21 protein-coding genes, 2 tRNA genes and 5 pseudogenes are annotated in these 24,067 nt (G+C 56.9%); 12 read left to right on the top strand and 16 right to left on the bottom strand.

What is annotated here, in order from left to right:
• The first annotated feature begins 12 nt into the window (after positions 1–12).
• The 3 genes from ACW9UO_RS02040 (at position 13) to ACW9UO_RS02050 (ending at position 3,210) form a co-directional block, all read left to right on the top strand.
• Complete coding sequence (locus ACW9UO_RS02040; RefSeq protein WP_457087366.1) at positions 13–1,350, top strand: sigma-54-dependent transcriptional regulator; 1,338 nt, start codon at positions 13–15, stop codon at positions 1,348–1,350.
• Between the two features lie 118 nt (positions 1,351–1,468).
• Positions 1,469–2,590, top strand: a complete 1,122-nt coding sequence (locus tag ACW9UO_RS02045; protein ID WP_457087367.1) for an aminodeoxychorismate synthase component I — start codon at positions 1,469–1,471, stop codon at positions 2,588–2,590.
• Complete coding sequence (locus ACW9UO_RS02050) at positions 2,548–3,210, top strand: aminotransferase class IV family protein (RefSeq protein ID WP_457087368.1); 663 nt, start codon at positions 2,548–2,550, stop codon at positions 3,208–3,210. Before ACW9UO_RS02045 ends, ACW9UO_RS02050 begins: the two co-directional genes overlap by 43 nt.
• Before the next feature lie 93 nt (positions 3,211–3,303).
• Here ACW9UO_RS02050 and ACW9UO_RS02055 read toward each other — a convergent pair whose 3' ends face one another.
• Positions 3,304–4,299, bottom strand: coding sequence for an ornithine cyclodeaminase (locus ACW9UO_RS02055; RefSeq protein ID WP_457088588.1), 996 nt, complete (start codon positions 4,297–4,299; stop codon positions 3,304–3,306).
• 83 nt (positions 4,300–4,382) lie between these two features.
• A complete protein-coding gene (gene rocF, locus ACW9UO_RS02060) occupies positions 4,383–5,309 on the bottom strand; it encodes an arginase (protein ID WP_457087369.1) in 927 nt (308 codons plus the stop codon).
• 117 nt (positions 5,310–5,426) lie between these two features.
• On the opposite strand from rocF, the gene ACW9UO_RS02065 reads away from it, so the two are divergent.
• Positions 5,427–5,852, top strand: coding sequence for an Lrp/AsnC family transcriptional regulator (locus ACW9UO_RS02065; protein ID WP_457087370.1), 426 nt, complete (start codon positions 5,427–5,429; stop codon positions 5,850–5,852).
• A 165-nt stretch (positions 5,853–6,017) separates the two neighbouring features.
• Here the strand turns inward: ACW9UO_RS02065 and ACW9UO_RS02070 are convergent, their stop codons facing one another.
• Positions 6,018–6,479 (bottom strand): disulfide bond formation protein B, encoded by a 462-nt coding sequence (locus ACW9UO_RS02070; protein ID WP_457087371.1) that lies wholly within the window; start codon positions 6,477–6,479, stop codon positions 6,018–6,020.
• Positions 6,476–7,054 carry a YqaA family protein gene (locus ACW9UO_RS02075; protein WP_457087372.1) on the bottom strand — a complete coding sequence of 193 codons (579 nt, stop codon included), beginning with the start codon at positions 7,052–7,054 and terminating at the stop codon, positions 6,476–6,478. Before ACW9UO_RS02075 ends, ACW9UO_RS02070 begins: the two co-directional genes overlap by 4 nt.
• Positions 7,055–7,154: 100 nt before the next feature.
• Between ACW9UO_RS02075 and ACW9UO_RS02080 the strand changes: the two genes are divergently transcribed.
• Both ACW9UO_RS02080 and ACW9UO_RS02085 read left to right on the top strand, forming a co-directional pair.
• Positions 7,155–7,240 (top strand) — tRNA-Leu (locus ACW9UO_RS02080).
• Positions 7,241–7,499: 259 nt separating this feature from the next.
• Positions 7,500–7,646, top strand: a complete 147-nt coding sequence (locus ACW9UO_RS02085; protein ID WP_457087373.1) for a hypothetical protein — start codon at positions 7,500–7,502, stop codon at positions 7,644–7,646.
• 135 nt (positions 7,647–7,781) lie between these two features.
• Here ACW9UO_RS02085 and ACW9UO_RS02090 read toward each other — a convergent pair.
• Both ACW9UO_RS02090 and ACW9UO_RS02095 read right to left on the bottom strand, forming a co-directional pair.
• Positions 7,782–8,378, bottom strand: a pseudogene (locus tag ACW9UO_RS02090) (recombinase family protein); the annotation flags it as partial.
• On the bottom strand, positions 8,378–8,749 hold the full coding sequence (locus tag ACW9UO_RS02095; protein WP_457087374.1) for a recombinase family protein: 372 nt from the start codon (positions 8,747–8,749) through the stop codon (positions 8,378–8,380). The gene ACW9UO_RS02095 and the pseudogene ACW9UO_RS02090, both read right to left, overlap by 1 nt.
• A gap of 921 nt (positions 8,750–9,670) precedes the next feature.
• On the opposite strand from ACW9UO_RS02095, the gene ACW9UO_RS02100 reads away from it, so the two are divergent.
• Both ACW9UO_RS02100 and istA (ACW9UO_RS02105) read left to right on the top strand, forming a co-directional pair.
• Positions 9,671–10,440, top strand: a protein-coding gene (locus ACW9UO_RS02100) for an IS5 family transposase (protein ID WP_457088577.1) whose coding sequence is annotated in 2 segments (ribosomal slippage) — positions 9,671–10,007 and positions 10,007–10,440 — 771 coding nt in all. Because the reading frame shifts where the segments join, the coding sequence is not laid out codon by codon here.
• 358 nt (positions 10,441–10,798) lie between these two features.
• Positions 10,799–11,604 (top strand): annotated as a pseudogene (gene istA, locus ACW9UO_RS02105) (IS21 family transposase); the annotation flags it as partial.
• 26 nt (positions 11,605–11,630) lie between these two features.
• Here istA (ACW9UO_RS02105) and ACW9UO_RS02110 read toward each other — a convergent pair.
• A protein-coding gene (locus ACW9UO_RS02110) for an IS5 family transposase (protein WP_457088577.1) occupies positions 11,631–12,400 on the bottom strand; the annotation gives its coding sequence in 2 pieces (ribosomal slippage) (positions 11,631–12,064 and positions 12,064–12,400; 771 coding nt in all).
• A 197-nt stretch (positions 12,401–12,597) separates the two neighbouring features.
• Between ACW9UO_RS02110 and ACW9UO_RS02115 the strand changes: the two genes are divergently transcribed.
• On the top strand, positions 12,598–12,960 hold the full coding sequence (locus ACW9UO_RS02115) for a Mu transposase domain-containing protein (RefSeq protein ID WP_457087375.1): 363 nt from the start codon (positions 12,598–12,600) through the stop codon (positions 12,958–12,960).
• A 32-nt stretch (positions 12,961–12,992) separates the two neighbouring features.
• On the opposite strand, the gene istB is transcribed toward ACW9UO_RS02115, so the two are convergent.
• From istB to ACW9UO_RS02140, 5 genes and pseudogenes are all read right to left on the bottom strand, one after another.
• Positions 12,993–13,757, bottom strand: coding sequence for an IS21-like element helper ATPase IstB (gene istB, locus ACW9UO_RS02120; RefSeq protein WP_457085811.1), 765 nt, complete (start codon positions 13,755–13,757; stop codon positions 12,993–12,995).
• Positions 13,751–15,298 carry an IS21 family transposase gene (istA, locus tag ACW9UO_RS02125; RefSeq protein ID WP_457085812.1) on the bottom strand — a complete coding sequence of 516 codons (1,548 nt, stop codon included), beginning with the start codon at positions 15,296–15,298 and terminating at the stop codon, positions 13,751–13,753. Before istA (ACW9UO_RS02125) ends, istB begins: the two co-directional genes overlap by 7 nt.
• A 179-nt stretch (positions 15,299–15,477) precedes the next feature.
• A pseudogene (locus tag ACW9UO_RS02130) lies at positions 15,478–15,882 on the bottom strand (IS3 family transposase); the annotation flags it as partial.
• On the bottom strand, positions 15,883–17,244 hold the full coding sequence (locus tag ACW9UO_RS02135; RefSeq protein WP_457085813.1) for an IS110 family RNA-guided transposase: 1,362 nt from the start codon (positions 17,242–17,244) through the stop codon (positions 15,883–15,885). It abuts the pseudogene before it with no gap.
• A 213-nt stretch (positions 17,245–17,457) separates the two neighbouring features.
• Positions 17,458–17,712: pseudogene (locus tag ACW9UO_RS02140) on the bottom strand (transposase); the annotation flags it as partial.
• A 164-nt stretch (positions 17,713–17,876) separates the two neighbouring features.
• Here ACW9UO_RS02140 and ACW9UO_RS02145 point away from each other — a divergent pair.
• Together ACW9UO_RS02145 and ACW9UO_RS02150 are read left to right on the top strand one after the other, a co-directional pair.
• Positions 17,877–18,101 (top strand): annotated as a pseudogene (locus ACW9UO_RS02145) (integrase core domain-containing protein); the annotation flags it as partial.
• Positions 18,102–18,350: 249 nt separating this feature from the next.
• Positions 18,351–18,426, top strand: a tRNA-Thr gene (locus ACW9UO_RS02150).
• A gap of 86 nt (positions 18,427–18,512) precedes the next feature.
• Here the strand turns inward: ACW9UO_RS02150 and ACW9UO_RS02155 are convergent.
• The gene (locus ACW9UO_RS02155) at positions 18,513–19,043 is read right to left on the bottom strand and encodes a hypothetical protein (RefSeq protein WP_457087376.1); all 531 of its coding nucleotides are present in this window, start codon (positions 19,041–19,043) and stop codon (positions 18,513–18,515) included.
• Between the two features lie 61 nt (positions 19,044–19,104).
• A protein-coding gene (locus ACW9UO_RS02160; protein WP_457088577.1) for an IS5 family transposase occupies positions 19,105–19,874 on the bottom strand; the annotation gives its coding sequence in 2 pieces (ribosomal slippage) (positions 19,105–19,538 and positions 19,538–19,874; 771 coding nt in all).
• Positions 19,875–20,199: 325 nt separating this feature from the next.
• Here ACW9UO_RS02160 and ACW9UO_RS02165 point away from each other — a divergent pair.
• Positions 20,200–21,585 (top strand): hypothetical protein, encoded by a 1,386-nt coding sequence (locus tag ACW9UO_RS02165; RefSeq protein WP_457087377.1) that lies wholly within the window; start codon positions 20,200–20,202, stop codon positions 21,583–21,585.
• Here the strand turns inward: ACW9UO_RS02165 and ACW9UO_RS02170 are convergent.
• Both ACW9UO_RS02170 and ACW9UO_RS02175 read right to left on the bottom strand, forming a co-directional pair.
• Positions 21,570–22,703 (bottom strand): DNA methyltransferase, encoded by a 1,134-nt coding sequence (locus ACW9UO_RS02170; protein WP_457087378.1) that lies wholly within the window; start codon positions 22,701–22,703, stop codon positions 21,570–21,572. The genes ACW9UO_RS02165 and ACW9UO_RS02170 overlap by 16 nt on opposite strands.
• A gap of 1 nt (position 22,704) precedes the next feature.
• A complete protein-coding gene (locus tag ACW9UO_RS02175) occupies positions 22,705–23,958 on the bottom strand; it encodes a hypothetical protein (RefSeq protein ID WP_457087379.1) in 1,254 nt (417 codons plus the stop codon).
• Positions 23,959–24,067 lie beyond the last annotated feature (109 nt).

Here is a 24,067-nt window from a genome sequence, read left to right on the forward strand (position 1 = left end):
TGAGGGCGTACCATGGCAAAGCTCATGAAGATCGCGATCGTCGATGATGAACAAGACATGCGCCAATCGATCGGCCAATGGCTGGCGCTTTCGGGGTATGACACCGAAACATTTGCCAGCGCCGAAGAGGCGCTTAAGGCGCTGACGCCGGACTATCCCGGCATCGTGATCAGCGATATCCGCATGCCCGGCATGGACGGGATGCAGTTTCTCAAACGGTTGATGTCGACCGACAGCGCGCTGCCGGTGATCATGATCACCGGTCACGGCGATGTGCCGATGGCGGTTGAGGCGATGCGGCTCGGGGCGTTCGACTTCCTCGAAAAGCCGTTCAACCCCGACCAGATGAGCCAATTGGCCAAGAAGGCGGTGAATGCCCGGCGGCTGACGCTCGACAACCGGATTTTGCGGCGTGAGCTGTCGGATGGCGGCCAGCTGATGAAAAAGCTGATCGGGGCCAGCCCGGTGATGGAGCGGCTGCGCGAAGATATCCTCGATCTGGGGCAGGCGGATGGCCATGTGCTGATCGACGGCGAAACCGGCACCGGCAAGACGCTTGTGGCGCATGCGCTGCATGCTGTCGGCTCGCGGGCGGGCAAGAAATTCGTGCTCGTCAGCTGTGCAGCGCTTGAGGAAGAGGCGCTGGCGCGGCGTTTGTTTGGCCCGGTTCACCCCGACGAGGCGCGCCTGCCTGCGGTTGAGGAAGCGCGCGGCGGCACGCTGGTGCTTGAGGATGTCGAGGCGCTGAGCGAATCGAGCCAAGCGCGTTTGTTGAACTTTATCAATGAACAAGGCACCCCGGCCGAGACGCGGATCGTTGCGATTTCCAACATGCAGGAACAGGACCGCACGCCCGAGGATGCGATCAAGCCGAACCTGTTTTACCGTCTGGCCGCGCTGCGGATCACCGTGCCGCCGCTGCGCCAGCGCGGCGAGGATATCCTGACGCTGTTCACCCGCCTGTCCGAGCAATTCGCCGATGAATACGGCTGTGAAACGCCCGAGGTCTCGGCGCAGGAAGCGGCGCAACTGTTGCAGGCGCCTTGGCCCGGCAATGTGCGCCAGCTGATCAACGTGGCCGAACGCGCGGTGCTGCAATCGCGGCGCGGCTCGGGCACGATTGCCTCGCTGTTGATGAACGATCACGAAGAAATGCAGCCGGTGATGACAACCGAGGGCAAGCCGCTCAAGGAATATGTCGAGGCGTTTGAGCGCATGTTGATCGACAATACGATGCGGCGCCACAAGGGCTCGATTTCGTCGGTGATGGACGAGCTGTGCCTGCCACGCCGGACGCTGAACGAAAAGATGGCCAAATATGGTCTGCAACGGTCGGATTACCTAGGCTGACTTGCGGCAAATTGCGCGGCAATGTCGCGGCTTGGCAGGGTGACGCCGGATTTCGCGTGGCATTCGCCGCGCGAATTTGGCAAGAGCGGGCGCGTGACGGCAAGGACACCAAAACGCGATGCGCATTCGGTTCGACAAAGGCCCCGACGGGGCAGCGGTGGCGTTTGACCAACCGCTGCGGCTGATCGTTGCGCAGCGGCCCGATGAGGTGCCCGCCGCGCTGGCAGATTTGTCCGAGGCACAGGCCAAGGGGGCCTGGGTGGCGGGCTACGCCAGCTATGAACTCGGCTATGCGTTGGAGCCGAAATTGGCCGCGTTGATGCCCGAAGGCCGGAGGGTGCCGCTGCTGTGTTTAGGGGTTTATGACCGGCCCGAACCGGCGTCTGATATGCCAACCAGCCCGAGCACGCTTGGTGCCTTCCGGCCTGATTGGGACGCGGCCCGCTATCGGGCTGCGTTTGATCAGGTGCATCATCTGATCGGCGCGGGCGACATCTATCAGGCCAATCTGACCTTCCCCTTGCGCGCGCCCGCGACTGGCGACACCGCCGCGCTCTACGCGGCGCTGGCCGCCCGGCAAAAAGTGGCCCACGGCGCGCTGATCGAACAAGACCACGGCCCCGAGATCCTGTCGCGCTCGCCCGAATTGTTCTTTCGCATCAATGCCTCCGGCCGCATCACCACCCGCCCAATGAAAGGCACTGCGCCGCGCGGGGCCACGCCCGCCGACGACCGGGCCTTGCGGGAGGGACTGACGCGTGACGAGAAAAACCAAGCCGAAAACTTGATGATCGTCGACCTGTTGCGCAATGATCTGTCGCGTCTGGCCACGCCGGGCAGCGTTTCGGTGCCCGAGCTGTTTAAGGTCGAAACCTACGAGACCCTGCACCAGATGGTCAGCCAGATCGAGGCACAACTGCGCCCCGGCACCACCTTGGCCGAGGTCTTTCGCGCGCTGTTTCCCTGTGGCTCGATCACCGGCGCCCCGAAGATCCGCGCGATGGAGATCATCCGCGCGCTTGAGCCTACGCCGCGTGACATCTACTGCGGCTCAATCGGCTGGGCCGCCCCGGACGGGCGCGCCGAATTCAACGTGGCGATCCGGACGCTGATGATTGAGGATGGCGAAGCGGTGCTGAACGTGGGCGGCGGTCTGGTCTGGGACAGCTCCGCCGAGGCCGAATACGAGGAGGCACTGTGGAAAACCCGTTTCGCGACATTCCCCACGGCACCCGCCTGATCGAAACCATGCTGTGGCAGCCGGGGCAAGGATTGGGGCAGGGCGTGGCGCTGGCCCACCGCCACCGCGACCGTATGGCGCAATCCGCCGCGCGCTTGGGCTTCCCTTTCACGCCCGACAGATTCGATGCCGCCCTCGCCGCAATCACCGGCGATGCCCCACTGCGCCTGCGCCTGACCCTGAACGCCATCGGCGACCTTGAATTGACCTCCGCCGCCGTGCCGCCGCCGCCAATCGGCTGGCGCATCGCCGTCGCCCCACAGCGTCTCATCGCCTCTGATCCCTGGCTTAGCGTCAAATCCACCCGCCGCGCCCTCTACGACACAACCCGCGCCAATCTGCCTCAAGGCATCGACGAGGCGCTGTTTCTCAACGAGCATGGCTTTGTCTGCGAAGGCACAATCACCAATCTGCTGGTCGAACACCGTGGCCGCTGGCTTACCCCGCCACTCTCAGACGGCGTCCTCCCCGGCGTCATGCGCGCCGAGCTCCTGGCCCAAGGTGCCCTCAAAGAGCAACAGATCACCCTAGCCGACTTCAAATCTGCGACACGCCTGCGGCTGTGCAACGCCCTGCGCGGCCAAATCGAGGTCGCAGAACGCGTCGACTGGCCGCACTGACCCAGTCTTCTTCTGTTTAAAAATACCTCGGGGGAGGCCAAAGGCCGGGGGCAGAGCCCCTCTTTCTGTTCCCGATCACAGCGACCCCAAACGTCAGCCCTCTGACCGCATCAACATCCCAAACAGATCCCGCGGATCATCCGGATCGGCCAGAAGATCAAGATCGAGGTAATAATCGCTGCCCCGGATCCGGTCGCGGACATAGCGCAGGGCCGAGAAATCTTCGATCGCGAAGCCCACGGAATCAAACAGCGTCACCTGCTGCGCAGACTTTCGCCCCTGTGCCGCGCCGGTGATCACCTGCCACAGCTCGGTAAAGGGATGGTCGTCGGGCATCTGTTGCAGCTCGCCTTCAATCCGGGTCTGTGCCGGGAATTCCACAAACATATCCGCCCGCGCCACAATATCGCGGTGCAGCTCGGTCTTGCCGGGGCAATCGCCGCCGATGGCGTTGATGTGCACGCCGCTGCCGACCATGTTGTCGGTCAGGATGGTGGCATTCTGCTTGTCGGCGGTGCAGGTGGTGATGATCTGCGCGCCCTCAATCGCCTCTTCGGCACTCACGCACGCCACCACAGTCAGCCCTTTGCCCGCCAGATTGCGCGCGGCTTTTTCGGTGGCGCGCGGGTCGGTGTCATAGAGGCGCACCGTGTCGATCCCGACCAGCGCTTTCATCGCCAGCGTCTGAAATTCCGCCTGCGCCCCGTTGCCGATCATCGCCATTGTGGTGGCCCCCTTGGGCGCAAGGTATTTCGCGGCCATCGCCGATGTGGCCGCCGTGCGCATCGCGGTGAGGATCGTCATCTCGGTCAGCAGCACCGGATATCCGGTGTAGACATCCGCCAAAAGTCCAAAGGCCGTAACGGTTTGCAAGCCTTCCTTCGTGTTCTTTGGGTGGCCGTTGACGTATTTAAAGCCATAAGCCTCGCCATCCGACGTCGGCATCAATTCGATCACCCCGACATCAGAATGCGACGCCACGCGGGGCGTCTTGTCGAACAGTTCCCAGCGGCGGAAATCAGCTTCGATATAACCGGCAAGATCACGCAGCATCGGCTCGACGCCGACGTGACGGATCAGCCGCATCATGTTGTCGACCGAGACGAAAGGCACCAGCGCCTTGTCAGACGGAGCCAATTCAGAGGGTTTGAGCGGTTTCAAATGGGGCTCCATCACAGGTAGGATCGGGTGGGGCGGTCGAACACTCGCCGGCCCAGGGCCGAGGCGGCAAGGTCGACCATGGACTGCGCGGTGCGGCCGCGTTCATCAAGAAAGGGGTTCAACTCGACCATGTCCATCGAGGTCATCAACCCGCTGTCGCAGATCATTTCCATCACCAGATGCGCCTCGCGGATTGTCGCGCCGCCGGGCACGGTGGTGCCAACAGCGGGAGCGACCGACGGGTCGAGGAAGTCGACATCAAGCGAGACATGCAGCGCGCCGCCCGCCTCGGCGACTTTGGCAAGGAAGGCCGCAAGTGGGGCGCCGATGCCGGTTTCATCAATCGCGCGCATGTCGTGATAGAGGATATCGCTGTCTTGCAGCATCGCGCGTTCTTCGGGATCGACCGAGCGCAGGCCGATGATGCAGATGTTTTCCTCGGGCACAGGGGCGGTGACCTTTGGAAAACCGGAAAATCCTTTGCGTCCCGTGGCATAGGCCAAAGGGGTGCCGTGCAGATTGCCCGTTGTCGTAGTTTCGGCGGTGTGGAAATCGCTATGCGCATCCAGCCAGAGCACGAATTGCGGTCGGCCTTTGCTCGCGGCATGGGCGGCGACTCCGGTCACTGTGCCGAGCGAAATGGCGTGGTCGCCCCCAAGGAAGATTGGCAAGCCGCGGCTCATCGCCTGCTCGGCCTCGCGCATCAGCCGATAGGTCCAGGCGATTGTTTCCTGCGGCTTGTGCAGGCGGCCATCACCGCTGTCTTCGGGGTGGCTCGCGGGCGAGAGATTGCCATCGTCGATGACTTTCAGCCCGAGGGCCCTAAGCGCCCGCGCCAGCCCGGCCGTGCGAAAGGCATCCGGGCCCATCAGGCAACCGTCGCGGCGTTTGCCACTGTCCATAGGGGCACCGATCAGAAGGCAGGTCTTGGGTTTCATCGCAAAGCTCCACATGTCGATTTGCAGCCACTATGGCCGATAATTTGATTGTGGTGCAGCGATCAAAATGGTCGTATCGGGCAGTCACTTGCCAGATAGACGGAGAAAACCTGCATAATGGACGCCACGGATCAAAAACTGATTGGTGCCTTGCGCCACAATGCACGGGCGTCGCTGTCGGATCTTGCGGCTCGGCTTGGCCTGTCGCGGACCACGGTGCGGGCGCGACTCGAACGGCTGCAAAGCAAGGGTGAGATTGTGGGATTTACGGTGGTTTTGAAGGCCGATGCTCAGACCGACCCGGTGCGTGGCATGATGATGATCGGAATCGAGGGACGGGGCACCGACCGGATCATGCGGCAATTGCAGGGGCTGTCCGAAGTCAGGGCGCTGCATTCCACCAATGGCCGCTGGGACGTGATTGCCGAGATCGGCACCGAGACGCTGGAGGCGCTTGACGATGTTCTGGCGCGGATCCGGCGGTTTGACGGGGTGGCGCATTCTGAAACGAGTCTTTTGCTCGCGACCCGTAAATCCGGGTGAGGGGGCCGATCCATCAATGGATCGGTTCCGATCTGTCAACAGATCGGGGCTGTGGCGCGGCGCTGTTCGGTCTTGATAGACTAGTTACGTTGCGACATTTAGGGCGCGATCCGATCCATTGATGGATCGGTGCCGATCTGTTGACAGATCGGGTTGGCGTTCAGATCATGCGCGCGCGGCCTTGAGCCAGACCAGCACCAGCACTGCCGAGATCAGTGCGTTGTAGTTCGCCATCGTAAGCCCAAGCAGAAACGGCTCGAACGTATCGCATAGCACCAGTGCCGGCGCGTCACTGCCGCCGGGCAGCAGTTCGCCGCTGGTCAGTCCGCCGAGCCCGTCACCGCTGCTGGTGCAGCTGGTCGGACCTTCCCACCATTTGCGCTCGACCCCGCTGTGAAAAACACCGATCGCGGCAGTGGTCGCTGCGGCCAATGCGCCAGCCAGCGGCAGAAGACGGCCGGGCAGGGCCAGTGACAGCGCGCCCAGCAGGATGGCCGCCGCATGGGGCCAGCGCTGCCAAAGGCACATCGCGCACGGGGCCCAGCCAAAGGCCTGCGCGATAAACGCCCCGCCCAGCAAAGCCAGAGATCCGCCAGCGGCGAGAAGGACAAAGGTGGCGCGTGTCATAGGTATCTCACAAGGACGAAGCCGCCGATCAGGACGGCCATGAACAGGGTCAGCGTCAGGCCCAGCCGACGCTCGATGAAGTCGCGGATCGGGGTGCCGCAGTAGTAGAGCAACCCTGCGACCAGGAAGAATCGGATGCCGCGGGCGATGATCGACGTGGTGATGAACGTTGCGAGCGGCATGCCGGTCCAGCCCGACATAATGGTGATCACTTTATATGGGAACGGTGTGATCCCGGCGACCAATACGGCCCAAAAGCCGAAATCGTTGAACTTGGTGTTGAATTCGGCCATCGCGTCGGCTTTGCCCAGTGACGCCAGGATCGGCGCGCCGATGGAATCGTAGAAGAACGCTCCGATGGCATAGCCCAGCATCCCGCCAAGCACCGACGACACCAAGGCCACAAGCGCGATCAGCCATGCCCGTGACGGGCGCGCGATGATCATCGGGATCATCAAAACATCGGGCGGAATGGGAAAAACCGAACTTTCCACAAATGATACGATGGCCAGAAACCACAGCGCACGCGGGTGCTCTGCGAGGGTCATGGTACGGGCATAAAGCGCTTTCAACATGCGCGTCTCAGAGCATGAGGCCGAGGTGGGGTCAAGACTGGAACAGAATGTGATTTCTCCTCTGGACGAAGCGGTCGCGGGACGGTATGCGGTGACCTGTGCCCAAGTGGCGGAACGGTAGACGCAGGGGATTCAAAATCCCCCGCCCTAACGGGTGTGTGGGTTCGAATCCCACCTTGGGCACCATTTCAGATTTCATCCTTGCTAAGTGTCGTAACGCCTTGAACGGATAGGTGGTTTCTGCGGTTCGAACACCGCTTTTTCGGCTGATGGCCAGAGGGTGCGAAAACACCAGTTTGAGTAATGTTCTCCGCACTTCAAGATTGCCTTTTTCCCAAACTTCATAAGGGCTTGAGAGAAACCGCATCGAAAGTTCGAACATTTCTTCAAACGGGTGCGCTGGATGTGACATTTGCGTGATGGAGTCCCGTATGACTGCCTTTTCTTGCTCAAGTTCAGAGATGCGGCGCTCGTATGCGGCGATCAGCTTGCTGTTGTTCTCGGCCTGAACCAATCGCCCGAGCAGATTCTCGACATCCCGGTCCAGTTGACGCATATTGGCCTTGAGGCGCTTGCTCTCATCCGAGGCTGAACGGCTGCGTTCCTCCCAAGCAGCCCGGAAGGTACGTTCCGCCAGTTCGAGCGTGGTTCGAGCGGGAGTTAGTGTTTTCAAATACTCAAAAAATTGCGACTCAACATCGTCACGCCGCATAGATTTTCCCTTCTCAGAACACCCGCGATAACGACAGAGATAGTAAGGGTGCCGCTTACCTGTATGACTTTTCGACCAACAGGCCGTGACGGGGTGGCTGCAAACCTCACAGACGAGGAAATTCCGGAGGGGAAAATCCTCTGCGATATTGGCCCGTGCTGGCGCGATTTTACGCTCTATCAAACGTTCCTGATTAATCTGATAGGTTGAAAAAGAGATGAGGGGATCGTGCCTTGCTTGCGTAAGAGGAATATCCCATTTCGGATACTCGACATAACCTGCGTAGAGCACATTGGTCAGCATCCTTTTGACCTTGTCGAAGTGGACTTCTGTGCCGCGATAGCTTTTGGGAAATTCAGGTTTCGAGTCCAAGAAGCGTTTAACTTCAGCCTGTGTCTGAAAGCGTCCCGAGGCGAAGCCCTCCAAAGCCTCTTTCACGATACCCGCGAGAGGCTCACTGAGCATCAGCATCTTTCCCCCGCCGGGAGCTTTTTCAAGGGTATAACCAAAGGGGGCGTTGAAGAACCAGTACCCACCCTGAAGGCGTGCTAAAGATCTCCGGCGAGACTGCTCTGCGTTTTTGACGCGATCATGTTCTGCGATTGCAGCCATTACAGTCTCGATAAATCGGCCTCCTGCGTCTTCCCCGAATTTTTGGTTGGGGCTTTCAATTGTTGCCCCGCTCGCAGTGATCTTGTCGCGAAGCGTCGCGTGATGTCGTCTACTACCACAATGTAAGGCTTGGCTCCTGCGGCACGGAGAAATGCGAGGAGTTCGTTCATTCCGGGGCGGTCTGCATACCGCCCCGAGATGACATCAGTGAAGATTTCTACGACCTCATAGCCGTTGTGGTCTGCATATTCGCGGCAACTGCGTTCTTGGCTTGACAATCCCGCGCCATCGCTTGTCTGCTTTGCCGAGGAAACGCGAAGGTACAGAATGCATTGCTTCTTTTTTGGACTGCTGGGGGCCTTGATGATCATTTTGGATCCTTTCGGGTTGGGGGCAAATAGCGGGTTACCGATGATTTGATCAAAAATTCGGTGTGGGCGGTTTGAAGTTCCTTTTGCAATTATTTATTCAAACACTGGCAGCGCGCATTCGCAGGCTTTGGTTTGGTCAATTTCTGGAAGGCCTGCTCAGGATAGCGTTGACTTAAATTGGCCCTACACCACGCGGACTCGTGATTACCCGGCGTCACGGCAAAAATCTTCAGCCAATGTTTGAAGCCTGCGGTTCTTGTTCGCTGCGGTCAGTGCGTGTTGAGCCGCCGAAACCCCAAAACCCACTTCAACAAAAGCCGTCATGATCTGCCGGACTGCGGCACTCCAGTGCGGGTCGTTTAATTCTTCTGAGCTCGGGCAAGCACTGACCGCCAAGGGTAGCCGCGTTCCGGCTGCTGGTTCGACAGATGGCGTTGCCATAGTGCTCATACTTGAGGGGTGCTCATGATGCATAATTTGATCCTTCTTCAAAGCGAGCAATCGTCGGAATAACGAGCTTCTGCCCTAATGCTTTCCGAAGTGCGGATCGGAGTCAAACCATTGTTTTTGCAAGATTTACTTACAAAGATTCAAGGAAAATTCTGCATGAAGCACGCTAAATTCGTTGCGATGTCTAGTAAACGTAGCACCGTCGGTTCCTACGTAACTAAACGTGACAAGCATGCTAGTTTTTGCTGACATGGGAAACCGAATCAGCTTAATGCGAGGCGCGGGTTCGAACTGAGTTCGAGCGACTTCGAGCTGTTATCCTACACGTTGGCAGCGGAAGAATTTTAGCGACCTTCATGCTGGGCGCAGTGGATGACCGGCCCCAGCCCGTAGCTTAGGCTCAGGACCCATTGATCTGCTTGAGGCTACGTCGGCAGCGTGATTCAAGCTCCCAAACTGACGGGGGTGATGATGAGCAACCTTTTCTGGCTAACGGACGCGCAGATGGACCGGCTTCGGCCGTTTTTTCCCAAGAGCCATGGCAAGCCGCGGGTGGATGACCGGCGTGTTCTGAGTGGAATAATATTCATCAATCGCAATGGCTTGCGCTGGTGCGACGCGCCCGCGGAATACGGCCCGGCCAAAACGCTCTATAACCGCTGGAAACGATGGAGCGACAAGGGCATTTTCGCGAGGATGATGCACGGCCTTGCGTCGGAGGCAGCGGTTCCAAAGACGGTGATGATCGACGCGACCTATCTGAAGGCGCACCGCACGGCGAGCAGTCTGCGGTCGAAAAAGGGGGGCCCGACGACCAGCGGGGGCGCGCGATCGGCCGAACCAAAGGCGGCATGAACACCAAGCTGCATGCCGTCACCGATGCCGAGGGACGACCGATCCGGTTTTTCATGACCGCGGGCCAGGTCAGCGACTACACCGGCGCTGCGGCCCTTCTTGGCAGCCTGCCATCGGCACAATGGCTTCTGGCCGACCGGGGCTATGACGCCGACTGGTTCAGGGAAGCGTTGAAAGACAAGGAGATAAAGCCCTGCATCCCTGGCCGGAAGTCCCGCGCCAAGCCCGTCAAATACGACAAGCGCCGCTACAAACGCCGCAACAGGATCGAGATCATGTTCGGGCGCCTGAAGGACTGGCGCAGGATTGCCACACGCTACGACCGATGCCCGAAAGTCTTCCTCTCCGCCATCGCCCTCGCCGCAACCGTCATGTTCTGGCTATGAAACGAGAACGAGTCCTGACCCTAGTGGTGTACACCTTTCGGTCCGATCAAATATCTATCGTCATCGCAGTCAAGACGGTCTCGTAACTTCTCGACCAGTCGCATTGATCGGGTCACCGGGCTCTCGCGTTGGCTTGGGTAGGCAAGTTGATGAAGCTGACGGCGGGCGAAGACTTCGCCACCTTAGAGGATTGCGACATGCCAACCGCATCCCCGTGCGGGACGGACTAAGCCGCTCCGCGGCAGGGGCGCTTGTAAAACGCGGATCAATAATGGGCCACAGAAGCGGCTGCGCATCGCAGTTGTAGCGGAGTAAAACTCCGCCAGTTTGTGTCCTTCGTTTAGTCGGAGGGCGGGAGATGTATTCTGTGGATATTTATAATCGTGTGCGCCGTGCCTGCTTGAAGGACGGCATGTCAGCTCGAGAAGCGGCGCGTTATTTCAATAAGGATCGCAAGACGATCGCGAAGATGCTGCGCCATGAGTTGCCGCCCGGATATCAGCGTTCAGAACCGCCGCGTCGGCCAACGCTTGATAATTACGTTGGTGTCATCGACGAGATACTGCGCTCCGACAAAGCCTTGATCAAAAAACAGCGTCACACGTCGAAGCGCATTTTTGAACGACTGCGTGATGAGCATGGGTATGCAGGCAGCCTCACGACGGTGACGTATTACGTGCGTGAGCAAAAGCGGCGCACCAAAGAAGTGTTTGTGCCGTTGTCGCATCGGCCAGGCCACGCACAGGTTGATTTTGGCGAGACCCTCGGCGTCATCGGCGGGGTGGAGCGCAAAGTCCACTTCTTTGTGATGAGCTTGCCGCATTCTGATGCGGTGTTTGTGAAGGGTTATCCAGCAGAGACAACGGAAGCATTCTGTGATGGCCACGTCTCGGCCTTTGCCTTCTTTGGCGGCATTTATTACCTGGCAGGCGATTGCGTAGCAATCTGCCGAGAGGGCCCCAATCCATTCTTTACGACAATACCAAGATCGCTGTGGCGCGTATTCTGGGGGACAGAACGCGAGTCCGGACCCGTCGGTTTACGGAATTGCAATCGCATTACTTGTTTGATGACAGGTTCGGGCGGCCTGCGCGAGGAAACGACAAAGGCAATGTCGAAGGCATGGTAGGTTACACACGTCGCAACTTTCTGGTGCCCGCGCCGCGCTAGGGTCAGGACTCGTTCTCGTTTCATAGCCAGAACATGACGGTTGCGGCGAGGGCGATGGCGGAGAGGAAGACTTTCGGGCATCGGTCGTAGCGTGTGGCAATCCTGCGCCAGTCCTTCAGGCGCCCGAACATGATCTCGATCCTGTTGCGGCGTTTGTAGCGGCGCTTGTCGTATTTGACGGGCTTGGCGCGGGACTTCCGGCCAGGGATGCAGGGCTTTATCTCCTTGTCTTTCAACGCTTCCCTGAACCAGTCGGCGTCATAGCCCCGGTCGGCCAGAAGCCATTGTGCCGATGGCAGGCTGCCAAGAAGGGCCGCAGCGCCGGTGTAGTCGCTGACCTGGCCCGCGGTCATGAAAAACCGGATCGGTCGTCCCTCGGCATCGGTGACGGCATGCAGCTTGGTGTTCATGCCGCCTTTGGTTCGGCCGATCGCGCGCCCCCGCTGGTCGTCGGGCCCCCCTTTTTCGACCGCAGACTGCTCGCCGTGCGGTGCGCCTTCAGATAGGTCGCGTCGATCATCACCGTCTTTGGAACCGCTGCCTCCGACGCAAGGCCGTGCATCATCCTCGCGAAAATGCCCTTGTCGCTCCATCGTTTCCAGCGGTTATAGAGCGTTTTGGCCGGGCCGTATTCCGCGGGCGCGTCGCACCAGCGCAAGCCATTGCGATTGATGAATATTATCCCACTCAGAACACGCCGGTCATCCACCCGCGGCTTGCCATGGCTCTTGGGAAAAAACGGCCGAAGCCGGTCCATCTGCGCGTCCGTTAGCCAGAAAAGGTTGCTCATCATCACCCCCGTCAGTTTGGGAGCTTGAATCACGCTGCCGACGTAGCCTCAAGCAGATCAATGGGTCCTGAGCCTACGACAGCTTTGATGATTTGAACGCGCACCCGGAGCAGAAGTGTTTGGAACGACAAAGTGATACATTGCGCGGCCACACCCAAACTATAGGCGCACGCCTGGTATCGGATTTGGATGCTCTAATGGGATTGCCCGTCGCAGAATATGAAGCCTGCGATCACGTCAGCACGCGGGCTACGTCGATCTCGATGGTGCGTTATCGCAGCAATGATTACTCGGTGCCGGTGGCTTATGCCCACCATGATGTTCACGTGCGTGGGTTTGTGCATGAGGTCATCATTGGATGTGGCAACGAGATTATTGCACGGCATAACCGATCCTACGCATCAGCGGATATGATCTTTGATCCATTGCACTTTTTGCCCCTGCTCGAACAAAAGGTGGGGGCTTTGGATCAGGCTGCCCCTTTGCTGCGCATTCCGACGCATTCGGTCGGCTGTTCCGACAACATCCGGTCAGTCATTCCGGGGTATCCGGTCACTTGAGGATCGTCGCCGCGAAGGCATGGTTTTTGATGTCAGGCCGTGGGGCCTTCGTCAACTTTTTCTGTGGCACCTGTCGAGCGGCGCATTGAATGGCCGTCCAGTTCGAGGCGATAGGCGTTATGGACCAAGCGGTCGAGTATGGCATCGGCGAACGTGGGTTCGTCGATGACGTCGTGCCAGGCTGCGACCGGGAGTTGGCTGGTGATCAGGATCGAGCCGCGTCCATGGCGGTCCTCGACGATCTCCATGAGATCGCGACGCTGACCGGCGGTCAGGCGGTCCGGCCCCCAGTCGTCGAGAATGAGCAGGTCTGCCTTTACCAGCGATCGGAAAAGGCGTGGAAAGCGTCCGTCGCCATGGCCCAAGTCGAGATCGGCGAACAGGCGTGGCAGCCGCTGGTAGATGACGGTGAGGTTGTCGCGGCAGGCTCTCTGGCCCAGGGCGCAGGCAAGCCAGGTCTTCCCGACCCCGCAGGGGCCGGTGATCATCAGGTTGCGGGCGTCTTTGATCCAGCGTCCGGTAGCGAGTTGCTGGAACAATGCCCGGTCCAGTTTGCGCGGTGTGCGGAAGTCGACGTCTTCAATGGCTGCCCCGACGTGGCGCAGCTTTGCCGCTCGCATGCGGGTCTGGAACCGCCGGGTATTGCGGGTAGCGACCTCGCGGTCGACCAGTAGGCCAAGCCATTCGGCGTGGCTCAGGTCGGTGGTGGCATCTTGCGCCTGCAAGTCGACGAAAGCCTCGGCCATGCCGTCGAGCTTCATCTGTCGGAGCTGGTCCAAGGTGGGGTGGGTCAACATCGTTTGTCCTTGCAATGGAAGTAACCGGGGCCGCGGATATTGCCGTGCTGGATCGCGGGCCCGTCCGCGGCGGGTTCGGGCTGGTTGCGATGCAGGTTGTTCTTCAAGATCGAATTGACCGACGAATAGGACCGCGCCCCGATCGTGAGCGCCCGCTCGCAAGCCGCCTCCAGCGCCTCTGGGCCGTGTGGTTTGGCCAGGCGCATGATGCCGAGGCAGGAGCGGAAACCCTGCTCGGGGTGGCTGCGGTCGCGCAGGATCACTTCGACCAGCGTCGCGGTATTGGGCCCGATCTTCGCAGCCCAGTTCTTCAATCGTTGCGGCGACCATTCGGAGTAACGCCGATGGCTGGCTGGCATGTGATCGGCGATGGTGGTGTGCTTGCGATTGGAGGACGTTCTGGCGTGGGCGGCGACACGTTTGCCGTGGTGGAAAATCTCGACCGTCCGCGCAGTGAGCCGGACCCAGACCTTCTCCCGCAGCAGGCTGTGCGGGGCCGAGTAGTAATGCTTGTCCACCTCGACGTGATAATCGAGTCCGACAGTGCATTGCTTCCATTCAGAAAAAACGTAGGGGGCCGCGGGCAAGGACCGCAGTGCGGATCGCTCGACCTGATTGAACAGGGCCCTGCGGCTGGCACCAAGATGCCGGGTCACCCGATCATTGAGCTGGTCGAGGAGGCTGCGGATCGCCGCGTTCAGTTCCGCCAGCGAGAAGAACCGCTGGTTGCGCAGACGCGCTGCGATCCAGCGCTCTGCGATCTGAACTGCCACCTCGACCTTCGCCTTGTCCCTGGGTTTGTAGGGCCGTGCTGGCACGACAGCAGTGCCGTAATGCGCGGCCATGTCGGCGTAGGTCCGGTTCACTGCCGGTTCAAAAAAGCAGGCCTTGGTCACGCCGGACTTCAGGTTGTCGCATACCACCTGCGCCGGGACGCCGCCGAAGTAGCTGAAAGCTCGGCAGTGCGCGCCGATCCAGTCTGACAGGCTCTGGCTCCAGCTTGCCTCGGCATAGGTCAGGTTCGAGGCCCCGAGTGCGGCCACGAACAACTGCGCCTGACGAACCTCGCCCGTGCCTGCGTCGATCACCTCCAGCGTGGTGCCCGCGTAGTCGACAAAAACCCGCTCCCCGGCGACATGGTGCTGGCGCATCACCGGCGTCAGACGCCCGTTCCAACGGCGATGCAGATCGCAGAACCGGCTGTATCCATAGCCTTCCGGATGAACGGCGCGGTATTCCTCCCACAGCAAGGACAGTGTCACGCCCGGGCGCTTGAGCTCGCGATGGATCGTCGGCCAATCCGGTTGCGCCTCGACAAGTCGGCTGGCACCACCGATCGGTTGAAACAGCAGCGCTTCCAATGCGGCGTCCGTCATCTCCGCCGCAAGCGGCCATGTGAGCGCGGCCCGTTCAATCCGCTTCAGATACTCACTGGCCGTGCTTTGCCCGACGCCAAGGCTCGTCGCTATCTTCCGGGTCGATAATCCGCTGGCGTGAAGCCGCAGCGCTTCTCTGATCTTCCGCATCTTCAGTCTCTTCATGGGGCCGCCTGCTCTGTTTGAAAGAACAAGCGTAGCCCGCCACAGGACTGCCCGGCAGCGTCACAACCTCACCCCGAAAGGGTGACCGGATACCCCGGAATCGGTGACCGGATCAGATTGGAATGGGTGACCGGATCAAATCGGAATCCCCGACCGGATCACCCCGGAATGCGCAGCCCATCTGCGTTGAAGTCACGATCCAGCAGGTTTGGCGCGATATTGAACTTGTGATTGCTGTCTGTGGTCACCTTGTGTTTGCGCGTCCTGACCACAGATATGCCGTTCTGACGCATCAAGCGCCCGACACGGCGGTGCCCGACATCCAGACCAATCTCTTTCAGTTCTTCGGTCATCCGTGGCCTTCCATAACTGCCCAAACTAAGACGGGACTGTTCTTTGATGTGGGCCAAGGTCACCAGATCTGACCGCTGCCGACGGCTGGCAGGACGACTGCGGAAGGCACGTAGACCGCGTGCGCTGACACCAACGACATCGCACAAGCGATTGGCTGGGAAGCTGGACATGTGCTCTTCGATGAACCTAAACCTCATTGCTTTAGACCCGCGAAGAATTGGGTGGCCTTCCTAAGAAACAGCCGCTGTCTCCGGGATGGGCGCCAATGCAAATCCGAGGGTCTTGGCGCGCCGTTGAAGGTTTGACAGCACACGTTGCCGATGTCGTTCGTCATAAGCTGCGGCGCCTTGATCTTGGTAAGTCATGCCGTGCCGCACAGCGTTGTAAAACAGAACTGCGATCTTGCGCGCCGTTGCGGTCACCGCCTTCTGCTTGCCGATCCGGGCCGAGAGGCGTCGATAGAACGCACCGAGGGCCGTGTCACTTCGGCCAATCGTGACGGCTGCAAGACGCAGAAGTGCAGCGGCGCGGCTTGAAGATCGGCGTGTCCGCGAAGACAGCAGCTTGCCACCAGAGATCTTGTTGCCCGGCGCCAGACAGAGCCACGACGTGAAGTGCTTGGCGCTCTTCCACGCGCGCAAATCCGTGCCGCATTCGGCCACCAGCTTCAAAGCCAGCGACGGCCCAAGGCCATGGATCTGCGTCAGGTCCGTGCCCAGCACCCCGTAAAGTGCAGCGCGCACATCGAAAGACGGCGCGTTGTGCTGCTTGCACTTGATCCGTGCCTTGGGCAGTGGGGCCAGATCTCCATCTGCCTTGGCAGTCAGCGCTCCGACCGCCGTCTCGAGCCTGCGGTCGCATGCTTCGATCTGCGATTTGTAGAAATCGTAAAGTTCCAGCGACTGTGTCAGGGCAAAGACATGCTCCTCACGGTCGTTGCCGACCAGCGCGGCCTTGATCGTGTCCATAGAGGATTTGCAGCGAACATCCCGGAACGCGGCGAGAGCCTCCGGATCACGCTCGCCAGCGACGATGGCGCGGATGATCCGCATACCGGTCCCGCCTGTGATATCGGAGACGACATGATGCAGTTGCAGGTTCATCTCCATCAGCGCCTTCTGCATGTGTTGGATGTGAGCGGCGGCATATTCTGTCAGGCGTTCGCGCTGGCGCATATAGGCGCGCAAGGTGGCGATCTCGGCCTCAGGCCGAAAACTGCCACGCAACAGACCATAGGAGTGTAGCTGACGCAGCCATCCGGCATCGCTGACATCGGTTTTGCGGCCAGGCACATTCTTGGCGTAACGGGCGTTCACGAGGATGACCTCGAAGCCATTCGCTTCCAAGATCTCGAAGGCCGGTATCCAGTAAACGCCGGTCGACTCCATGGCCACGCTGGTGACACCGCACGACCGGAACCAGTCGGCAAGGTCGTGCAAATCTTGTGTGAATGTCCCAAAGGCGCGCACTGGCATGATGTCGGTGTCAGGGTTCACAGCCGCCATGTGCATCGTCGAGCCGATGTCGATCGCGGCCGCATTGGGATTGACCATCTTCAAGTCCGGGTGGCCACCGGATTTACGCTTCGTCATGGCACCTCCTCCGTTCAAGGCGAAGGGCGTGGGCTATGCAAGTTCGTCATCTTCCTAACCGGGATCACCGCGATGGCGGCGTCACCACTCTCAAGTGCGCATCAGCCCATGTGCCACGTTTTTTAACGGGGTCCAGCCCACCAATAAGCCATCGGCAACTGCCCTTCAGGCGCAGCATAGCACAGGCTGTTTATACTGCGCACAGGCGGGCTGCGGCCGGGAACGGTTTTTTAAGATCTCCCTCTCCTCCTTGAGGAGCCTGATCTCGCGCCGAAGCCGATCATTCTCTTTGGCGAGGTCTAAATCCTCTTTGGAAACCACGTCTGTATCTCGGTGCGCGGTGATCCATTTGTTCAGCGTTGACATGCCAACACCCAGATCGTCAGCCACCTGCTTACGTGTTAGCCCACTGGTTAGTGCGATACGAACCGCATCTTGGCGGAATTCGTCCGTCCGTTTCAGTCCCATAGTCAATCTCCTTTGTTGCAGTAAATGCTATCAAAGGAGCGGCATCAAACCGCGACAGGTCCACATCTTGGCGGAATTCGTCCGTCCGTTTCAGTCCCATAGTCAATCTCCTTTGTTGCAGTAAATGCTATCAAAGGAGCGGCATCAAACCGCGACAGGTCCACTCGTATGACAACGCCCTCGCCGAGACGATCAACGGCCTCTACAAAACCGAGCTGGTCCATCGCCAGGGACCGTGGCGCAACATGCAGGATCTGGAAATGGCCACCCTCGGATGGGTCGATTGGTTCAACAACAGACGCTTGCTTGGCCCCATCGGAAACATCCCGCCAGCAGAGGCTGAAGAGAACTTCTATGCACAGCGCGACGTGCTCGATATGGTCGCGTGAAATGAAGCTATAGGTCTCCGGTGAAACCGGGGCGATTCACGGATGTGGGATCTGCATCTCACACCAAATGGTCCGGCCCTAACCCGAGGGCGCTTCGTGGATACAAGTTCCAACCGCAGACTGTGGTAACGAAAAAAAATCCATTTTGGTGCATTGCGCTTCGCTCGTCAGTCGTTTATCAGCCGTCCCGTGAGTTTCGACTTGCAGATTGTCGACCGTAAGCAAAGGAATGCAAGCAGTCGATGAAGTGCCCCTATAGCTCAGCTGGTAGAGCAACTGATTTGTAATCAGTAGGTCCGCGGTTCGAGTCCGTGTGGGGGCACCATTTAAACTCTTGAAAATGAACAATAAAACGAACAGTGGCGGATTGCTGCGCTCTGGTTTTTGCAACATTTTTGCAACAAGTGCATTTCACCAAGGAATCGCATCGTCCCAATCAGGAAAATCGAAACTTGCAAGAATCTCGTCTGCGTCTGGGACACGCCTCTCTGCGCTCGCGATGAAAAACCAATCGCCACGCTTGCGATTAAGTGACCATGGAATGGCTCGAAGGTTCCAAGGCACATGCAAGCCACAAATCATCTGATCTCCTGTTTTGTTCTTTCCGACAAGTTGAACGATGTGATCCACTTCATGTGGGATGCCCGTCGCTATTTGAAGCGCCTCGGACGCTTCGTAGATTTGGAAAATCTGCTGTTTCTGCTCGTCGGATAACCAAGGAGGAACGGCGTTTATTTTATCAGCACGCACCATCGCGGCTTCAAAAGTTCGCCTTACTCTGTTGCGATGGAAATAACGCTGATGTTTGGTCGGTAACGCGTCAACCGACGCCTCCCACTCAGCCTTGCGCTTGGCTTCACATGCCCCTGTCTCGCGCTCAGCTTCAGCGGCTTCCGCCGCCACTTCTGCGGCGTTCATCCCGCAACTAAAATTATCGAGCATGTCTGCTCCTTTCTGCTGATCGGCATCGGAAATACAACTAGGGTCAGGACTCGTTCTCGTTTCATAGCCAGAACATGACGGTTGCGGCGAGGGCGATGGCGGAGAGGAAGACTTTCGGGCATCGGTCGTAGCGTGTGGCAATCCTGCGCCAGTCCTTCAGGCGCCCGAACATGATCTCGATCCTGTTGCGGCGTTTGTAGCGGCGCTTGTCGTATTTGACGGGCTTGGCGCGGGACTTCCGGCCAGGGATGCAGGGCTTTATCTCCTTGTCTTTCAACGCTTCCCTGAACCAGTCGGCGTCATAGCCCCGGTCGGCCAGAAGCCATTGTGCCGATGGCAGGCTGCCAAGAAGGGCCGCAGCGCCGGTGTAGTCGCTGACCTGGCCCGCGGTCATGAAAAACCGGATCGGTCGTCCCTCGGCATCGGTGACGGCATGCAGCTTGGTGTTCATGCCGCCTTTGGTTCGGCCGATCGCGCGCCCCCGCTGGTCGTCGGGCCCCCCTTTTTCGACCGCAGACTGCTCGCCGTGCGGTGCGCCTTCAGATAGGTCGCGTCGATCATCACCGTCTTTGGAACCGCTGCCTCCGACGCAAGGCCGTGCATCATCCTCGCGAAAATGCCCTTGTCGCTCCATCGTTTCCAGCGGTTATAGAGCGTTTTGGCCGGGCCGTATTCCGCGGGCGCGTCGCACCAGCGCAAGCCATTGCGATTGATGAATATTATTCCACTCAGAACACGCCGGTCATCCACCCGCGGCTTGCCATGGCTCTTGGGAAAAAACGGCCGAAGCCGGTCCATCTGCGCGTCCGTTAGCCAGAAAAGGTTGCTCATCATCACCCCCGTCAGTTTGGGAGCTTGAATCACGCTGCCGACGTAGCCTCAAGCAGATCAATGGGTCCTGAGCCTAGGGACCGACACCAAAGGGTGGGTTTCCTGAAGGCAATCAGCAGTGGGCGGATTGGGGGACAGTCTCGGAAAAGGTAATGCCCAGCGAAACGGACATGGGTACTAACAATCAGAGTGTCAACCTTGGCAGTGCGCTATTTTGCTTCTTCGCTCTACATTCACCGCGTCACCCCTTAAAAACATCTCCCATTTGCCTAACAAAATCGCACCGCAACTTGCTAACTCGTTTAACCGATGGCAATCTATCTCCATGGTAGCCAAAAATTTCAAATTACAAAAACGCGCTGGTAAAGCAGAGTATTCTGGTCGACGCAGGACAGCGACTCGTTTGTCAGGATTTAAGAGCCATGACGAAGCGACTGGCGGAAAGTTGCTCCGCGTTGATACGTTGGTATTCAAGGCTTCGTCAGGTATTCCTCTGAAGTTGTGCTTTTCAATGCCTGACATAGATCCTGAAAAATACTCAGGGTTCGGTTTCTACTTTCGTGCAAATTCACAAATTTCGTTGACTTGCGACCAAGAATGGTTCGGATCGCGGCACTACTCGAATTACGGATCAGCTGAATCGTTCAACAAATGCGGATATATTTGGCAGAATGAGAAGCATACAGAATTTACTATCTTTTTGACACCAGAAGGTCCATGCGAAATTGAAATTTTCGAGCCAGGGTGCGGGGAAATCTGGCACCCATTTTTCGAAGAAGCTCGGGAAAGTGTTCTACGAAACATCCATCTTTTTGCACCCGAGGCAAATTTTTACACAAGTGAAGGCAATGTCAAAATTTCTGACGTACCTGCGAAAAGGGAAAAGTGTTTCGTCACCAAAGAGTGCAATCGCTGCGCGAGGTTTCTTCCTATCAATTTGCCTTTCGAACGAAATACGCTTTCGTTCTCTAATCACTGCGTCGCAAAAAGACCATGTCGTCACAGAGGTTTTGGAATTATAACTGATCTCGATCACGATTGTGATGTAGAATTAGAGTTTGGATTTCAATTAGAATGCCGATTCTGCAAGAAATTCGTAGTTAATGCGGCACTAAACCCGCAGCGTTCCGCTGATCAAATGAAAGAAGACGCCCAACGACGACGGCATTTCGAGTTGATGATTTCGGAGCTGGGAAACAACTCGGCTCAAATGACGTTCCGACACGAGACCGGGCAAGAGTTAGCAACATATATTTGGGAGAAATTCGAAAAGAAGTGTTTCAAGTGCAAGGAACTGTTGGCAGATAGAAAGGAAATGCATCTCGACCATACGCGGCCTTTAGCACTGTTGTGGCCGCTAGATGAAACGGCAACGGCGCTTTGCGGCAGTTGCAACTCCAGAAAGAGAGATCGGCAGCCAAAAGATTTCTATACTAGTCGGGAGCTCATTGAGCTCAGCAAACTTACTAGTATACCATTGGATCAATTAGAGAATCCTACACCAAACTTGGAGATTTTGGAGAAGCTCTTGAGCAACCCCAAATGGCTATTCGATGACTTTCTTAATAAGGAGTACCTAGTAGTAGAAAAAGATGGAAAGGTTCCAGCTGAGCTGATTTGTAAATCGCTTGATCGGGTACTACAAATTTCTAAGCTTGATGCGGGTGGCTTTAGCTTCGCAAATGCATGGAACAATCACTTCTTAGAGTAAACTAAGTACTGGTGCTCAACAGTGCTTCCTTTGTCCTTTATTCCATGCGATTCTGATGCTTCCACGCTTTCGGAAAAAACATCGACTAAATTGAAGCCATCAAAATTGAGTAGTTGAAGCTTCTCCGCCATATTGACTGCCTTATTTTTTCCCACATGCAGAACGACAGGCCCGCCGCTCTTTAAAACACGGCCAAAGCTCTGAAAAATGTCTTCGTAGACAAGTAGTGATTTGTCCTTGCTGCCCTCGATAAATTGGGCGCTTGCATCATCGAAGTCGGAAATTGACCAGCCGGAAAACCAGAATCGCATCCAATTTGTCATGTAAAATCTTGTTGATGAGGCGAATGGTGGGGATGTAATTATTACGTCAGCACATCCATCACTCAACTCAGACAAATCTCGAACATCGGATTTGATCGACAAACCTTTAGAAAAATCTGGCAAGCCTTCCTTACTTGAAAGCGATGAGTGCACCTTTGTTCTCAAATGAGAGATAACGTTTTTGTAGATAAATTCCCCAGTCGGGGCATATGGTGTCAGCGGATGACTATTTCGCGAAAGCGCATAAGGTCGGTTGCCATGTAAAATATGAAGCATCGCAGAAAAAACCAAACACCAATTTGCATCTTTCAGGTCTTTTGTCTCACCGAAAAAGTCTCTTGCCTTCAATACCTCCTGAAAGGTGGCAGGTTCAAAGTACTCGACAATGGTCTTATTGAAGCGAATCTTTTGAGTTTCATCTACGGTCCGTTGAGATACGGGGCGTGTTAATATCCATTCAGCCAATGCCTCAATGACGTAGTCACATGACCGCCTTGTTGTCTGCCCAGTTTTGGCGTTGGATAAGGCAACTGCCATGTCACTTAGGTCGTTTGATATTGAGCTCCTACCAGCTATGACCGCTTCGAGTGGAATCGTCCCAGAGCCAGAAAATGGATCGAATACCGTTTGACCTTTAGATGAAAAAATTTGAACTAAATGATGTGCTAACGCGGGTTTTAGTTTCCCTTGGTAGGAGCAAAGCGAATGCAGAGGAGTTCCCCAGTTTCTTTTTGCGAACGCTCCTTGCTTGTGAGGCAAGTCTTCCTTGAATTCTTTCCATAAGCGCTGATCCATTTTATTTCCTGAATACCAGAAGCCGTTGGCTCAGTTCTGCCCCTCGATTGGAATGCCGCTTCCTCAAGATGATCTCATCCTCAAGCTTAAACCCGACACTTTCAAAAACTGCGGCCAATACGGAGTGGGTTGGAACATGGACTCCACCGTAAATGCTGTCGCCAATATCAATGCAAACAGGCGAACCGCTTCGAACTTGGCCCCAAATCCCTTCTGCAACTATTTTCATATGTTCAAAATATCCAGCGACCATTTTCGGAATTCGTTTATCATAACAATTTTGAGCAATAGCTTCGACGACCTTCTGTGCTTCATCAAGAACGATAAGTCCGGATGCCTTTGACACGTCGTTGATTGCAGAGGTTACGACAGCTTGGCGAAATTTTTGCAGATCCAATTTACTGCTCAGGAACCCTAAATACCAAAGCTCCAGCTTCATATTTCGAATGTAATTGGTTCCGTTCAAATATGGAGGGCTGGTGATAACACCGTCAAACCTTGGCGCAGTATCAGTGTGTAGTTGTTTTGCGTTCGATCCTAAGAAAACAATATTTTGCCCGTTTGGCAATCCGTCTAGCTTGAGGTCACTTTGAAAGAGGCTAAGTTTTTGGATTACAAGCTCCAATATGTCTGGAATTGGCTTGAGCAGCTCTTTCTCCGTTTTGAATCTGACATCTCCAGCACGACGCAACAAAGAAGCCTCTAGAAGGCTAGTCGAAACTGCAATCCTCATTAGGCGCCTCGAGAGATCATCTTCGAGCTTTATCTCCAGCGTTTTGAGTTTCAGAATTTTCTCGAAACTGTTTTCACGAAAATATTCGACTGTACCAAACACGCCTGAATAGCTTGATTTTAGAGCAGTGTCGCTTGGTGCAATGTCGGTGTCATTTCGTATCAGCTGCTTTAACGCCTGAATCTTTTCAACGGCTTTAAGACGTCTTGACGGTTTCATTTCTAGACAGATAGTTTTTAAAGAAACCAATTCCACAAGGAACGGATTGACTTCAGTATACCCACACGAAACTCCTATTTGAGCCAGTGCGATAGGTGTGGTGCCAACGCCACAAAAAGGCTCAAGAAGATTTTGGGGATTATCGAATTTTGCATCAATAATTTGCTTCACAAATTGAGATGAATACCCCTCCAGATAAGGGAACCAATCATGAAAAGGTTCGCCTCGTCCACCAGAATGAGTGACATCCTTGGCGTTTACCGCTGTGATTTTGCTGTTCTGAAGTTGAGTTAGTTGCGTCACAGTCTGCTCTCAATTGTTTTTGCGGTTCGGCGGAACCATCTTGACCTCCATCGTATGATCAAATGACGGAATGTTACACCGAAAACATGTTTGCCTGTCCAAACATTGT

This window comes from Marinovum sedimenti (genome assembly GCF_054052205.1).

Bases quoted from the DNA above. Each gene is read 5' to 3' on its own strand.
- ACW9UO_RS02040 (WP_457087366.1), top strand. From the start codon at position 13: ATGGCAAAGCTCATGAAGATCGCGATCGTCGATGATGAACAAGACATG.
- ACW9UO_RS02045 (WP_457087367.1), top strand. From the start codon at position 1,469: ATGCGCATTCGGTTCGACAAAGGCCCCGACGGGGCAGCGGTGGCGTTT.
- ACW9UO_RS02055 (WP_457088588.1), bottom strand. From the start codon at position 4,299: ATGATGCGGCTGATCCGTCACGTCGGCGTCGAGCCGATGCTGCGTGAT.
- rocF (WP_457087369.1), bottom strand. From the start codon at position 5,309: ATGAAACCCAAGACCTGCCTTCTGATCGGTGCCCCTATGGACAGTGGC.
- ACW9UO_RS02065 (WP_457087370.1), top strand. From the start codon at position 5,427: ATGGACGCCACGGATCAAAAACTGATTGGTGCCTTGCGCCACAATGCA.
- ACW9UO_RS02070 (WP_457087371.1), bottom strand. From the start codon at position 6,479: ATGACACGCGCCACCTTTGTCCTTCTCGCCGCTGGCGGATCTCTGGCT.
- ACW9UO_RS02075 (WP_457087372.1), bottom strand. From the start codon at position 7,054: ATGTTGAAAGCGCTTTATGCCCGTACCATGACCCTCGCAGAGCACCCG.
- ACW9UO_RS02095 (WP_457087374.1), bottom strand. From the start codon at position 8,749: ATGATCATCAAGGCCCCCAGCAGTCCAAAAAAGAAGCAATGCATTCTG.
- ACW9UO_RS02115 (WP_457087375.1), top strand. From the start codon at position 12,598: ATGGGATTGCCCGTCGCAGAATATGAAGCCTGCGATCACGTCAGCACG.
- istB (WP_457085811.1), bottom strand. From the start codon at position 13,757: ATGTTGACCCACCCCACCTTGGACCAGCTCCGACAGATGAAGCTCGAC.
- istA (WP_457085812.1), bottom strand. From the start codon at position 15,298: ATGAAGAGACTGAAGATGCGGAAGATCAGAGAAGCGCTGCGGCTTCAC.
- ACW9UO_RS02135 (WP_457085813.1), bottom strand. From the start codon at position 17,244: ATGACGAAGCGTAAATCCGGTGGCCACCCGGACTTGAAGATGGTCAAT.
- ACW9UO_RS02155 (WP_457087376.1), bottom strand. From the start codon at position 19,043: ATGCTCGATAATTTTAGTTGCGGGATGAACGCCGCAGAAGTGGCGGCG.
- ACW9UO_RS02165 (WP_457087377.1), top strand. From the start codon at position 20,200: ATGGTAGCCAAAAATTTCAAATTACAAAAACGCGCTGGTAAAGCAGAG.
- ACW9UO_RS02170 (WP_457087378.1), bottom strand. From the start codon at position 22,703: ATGGATCAGCGCTTATGGAAAGAATTCAAGGAAGACTTGCCTCACAAG.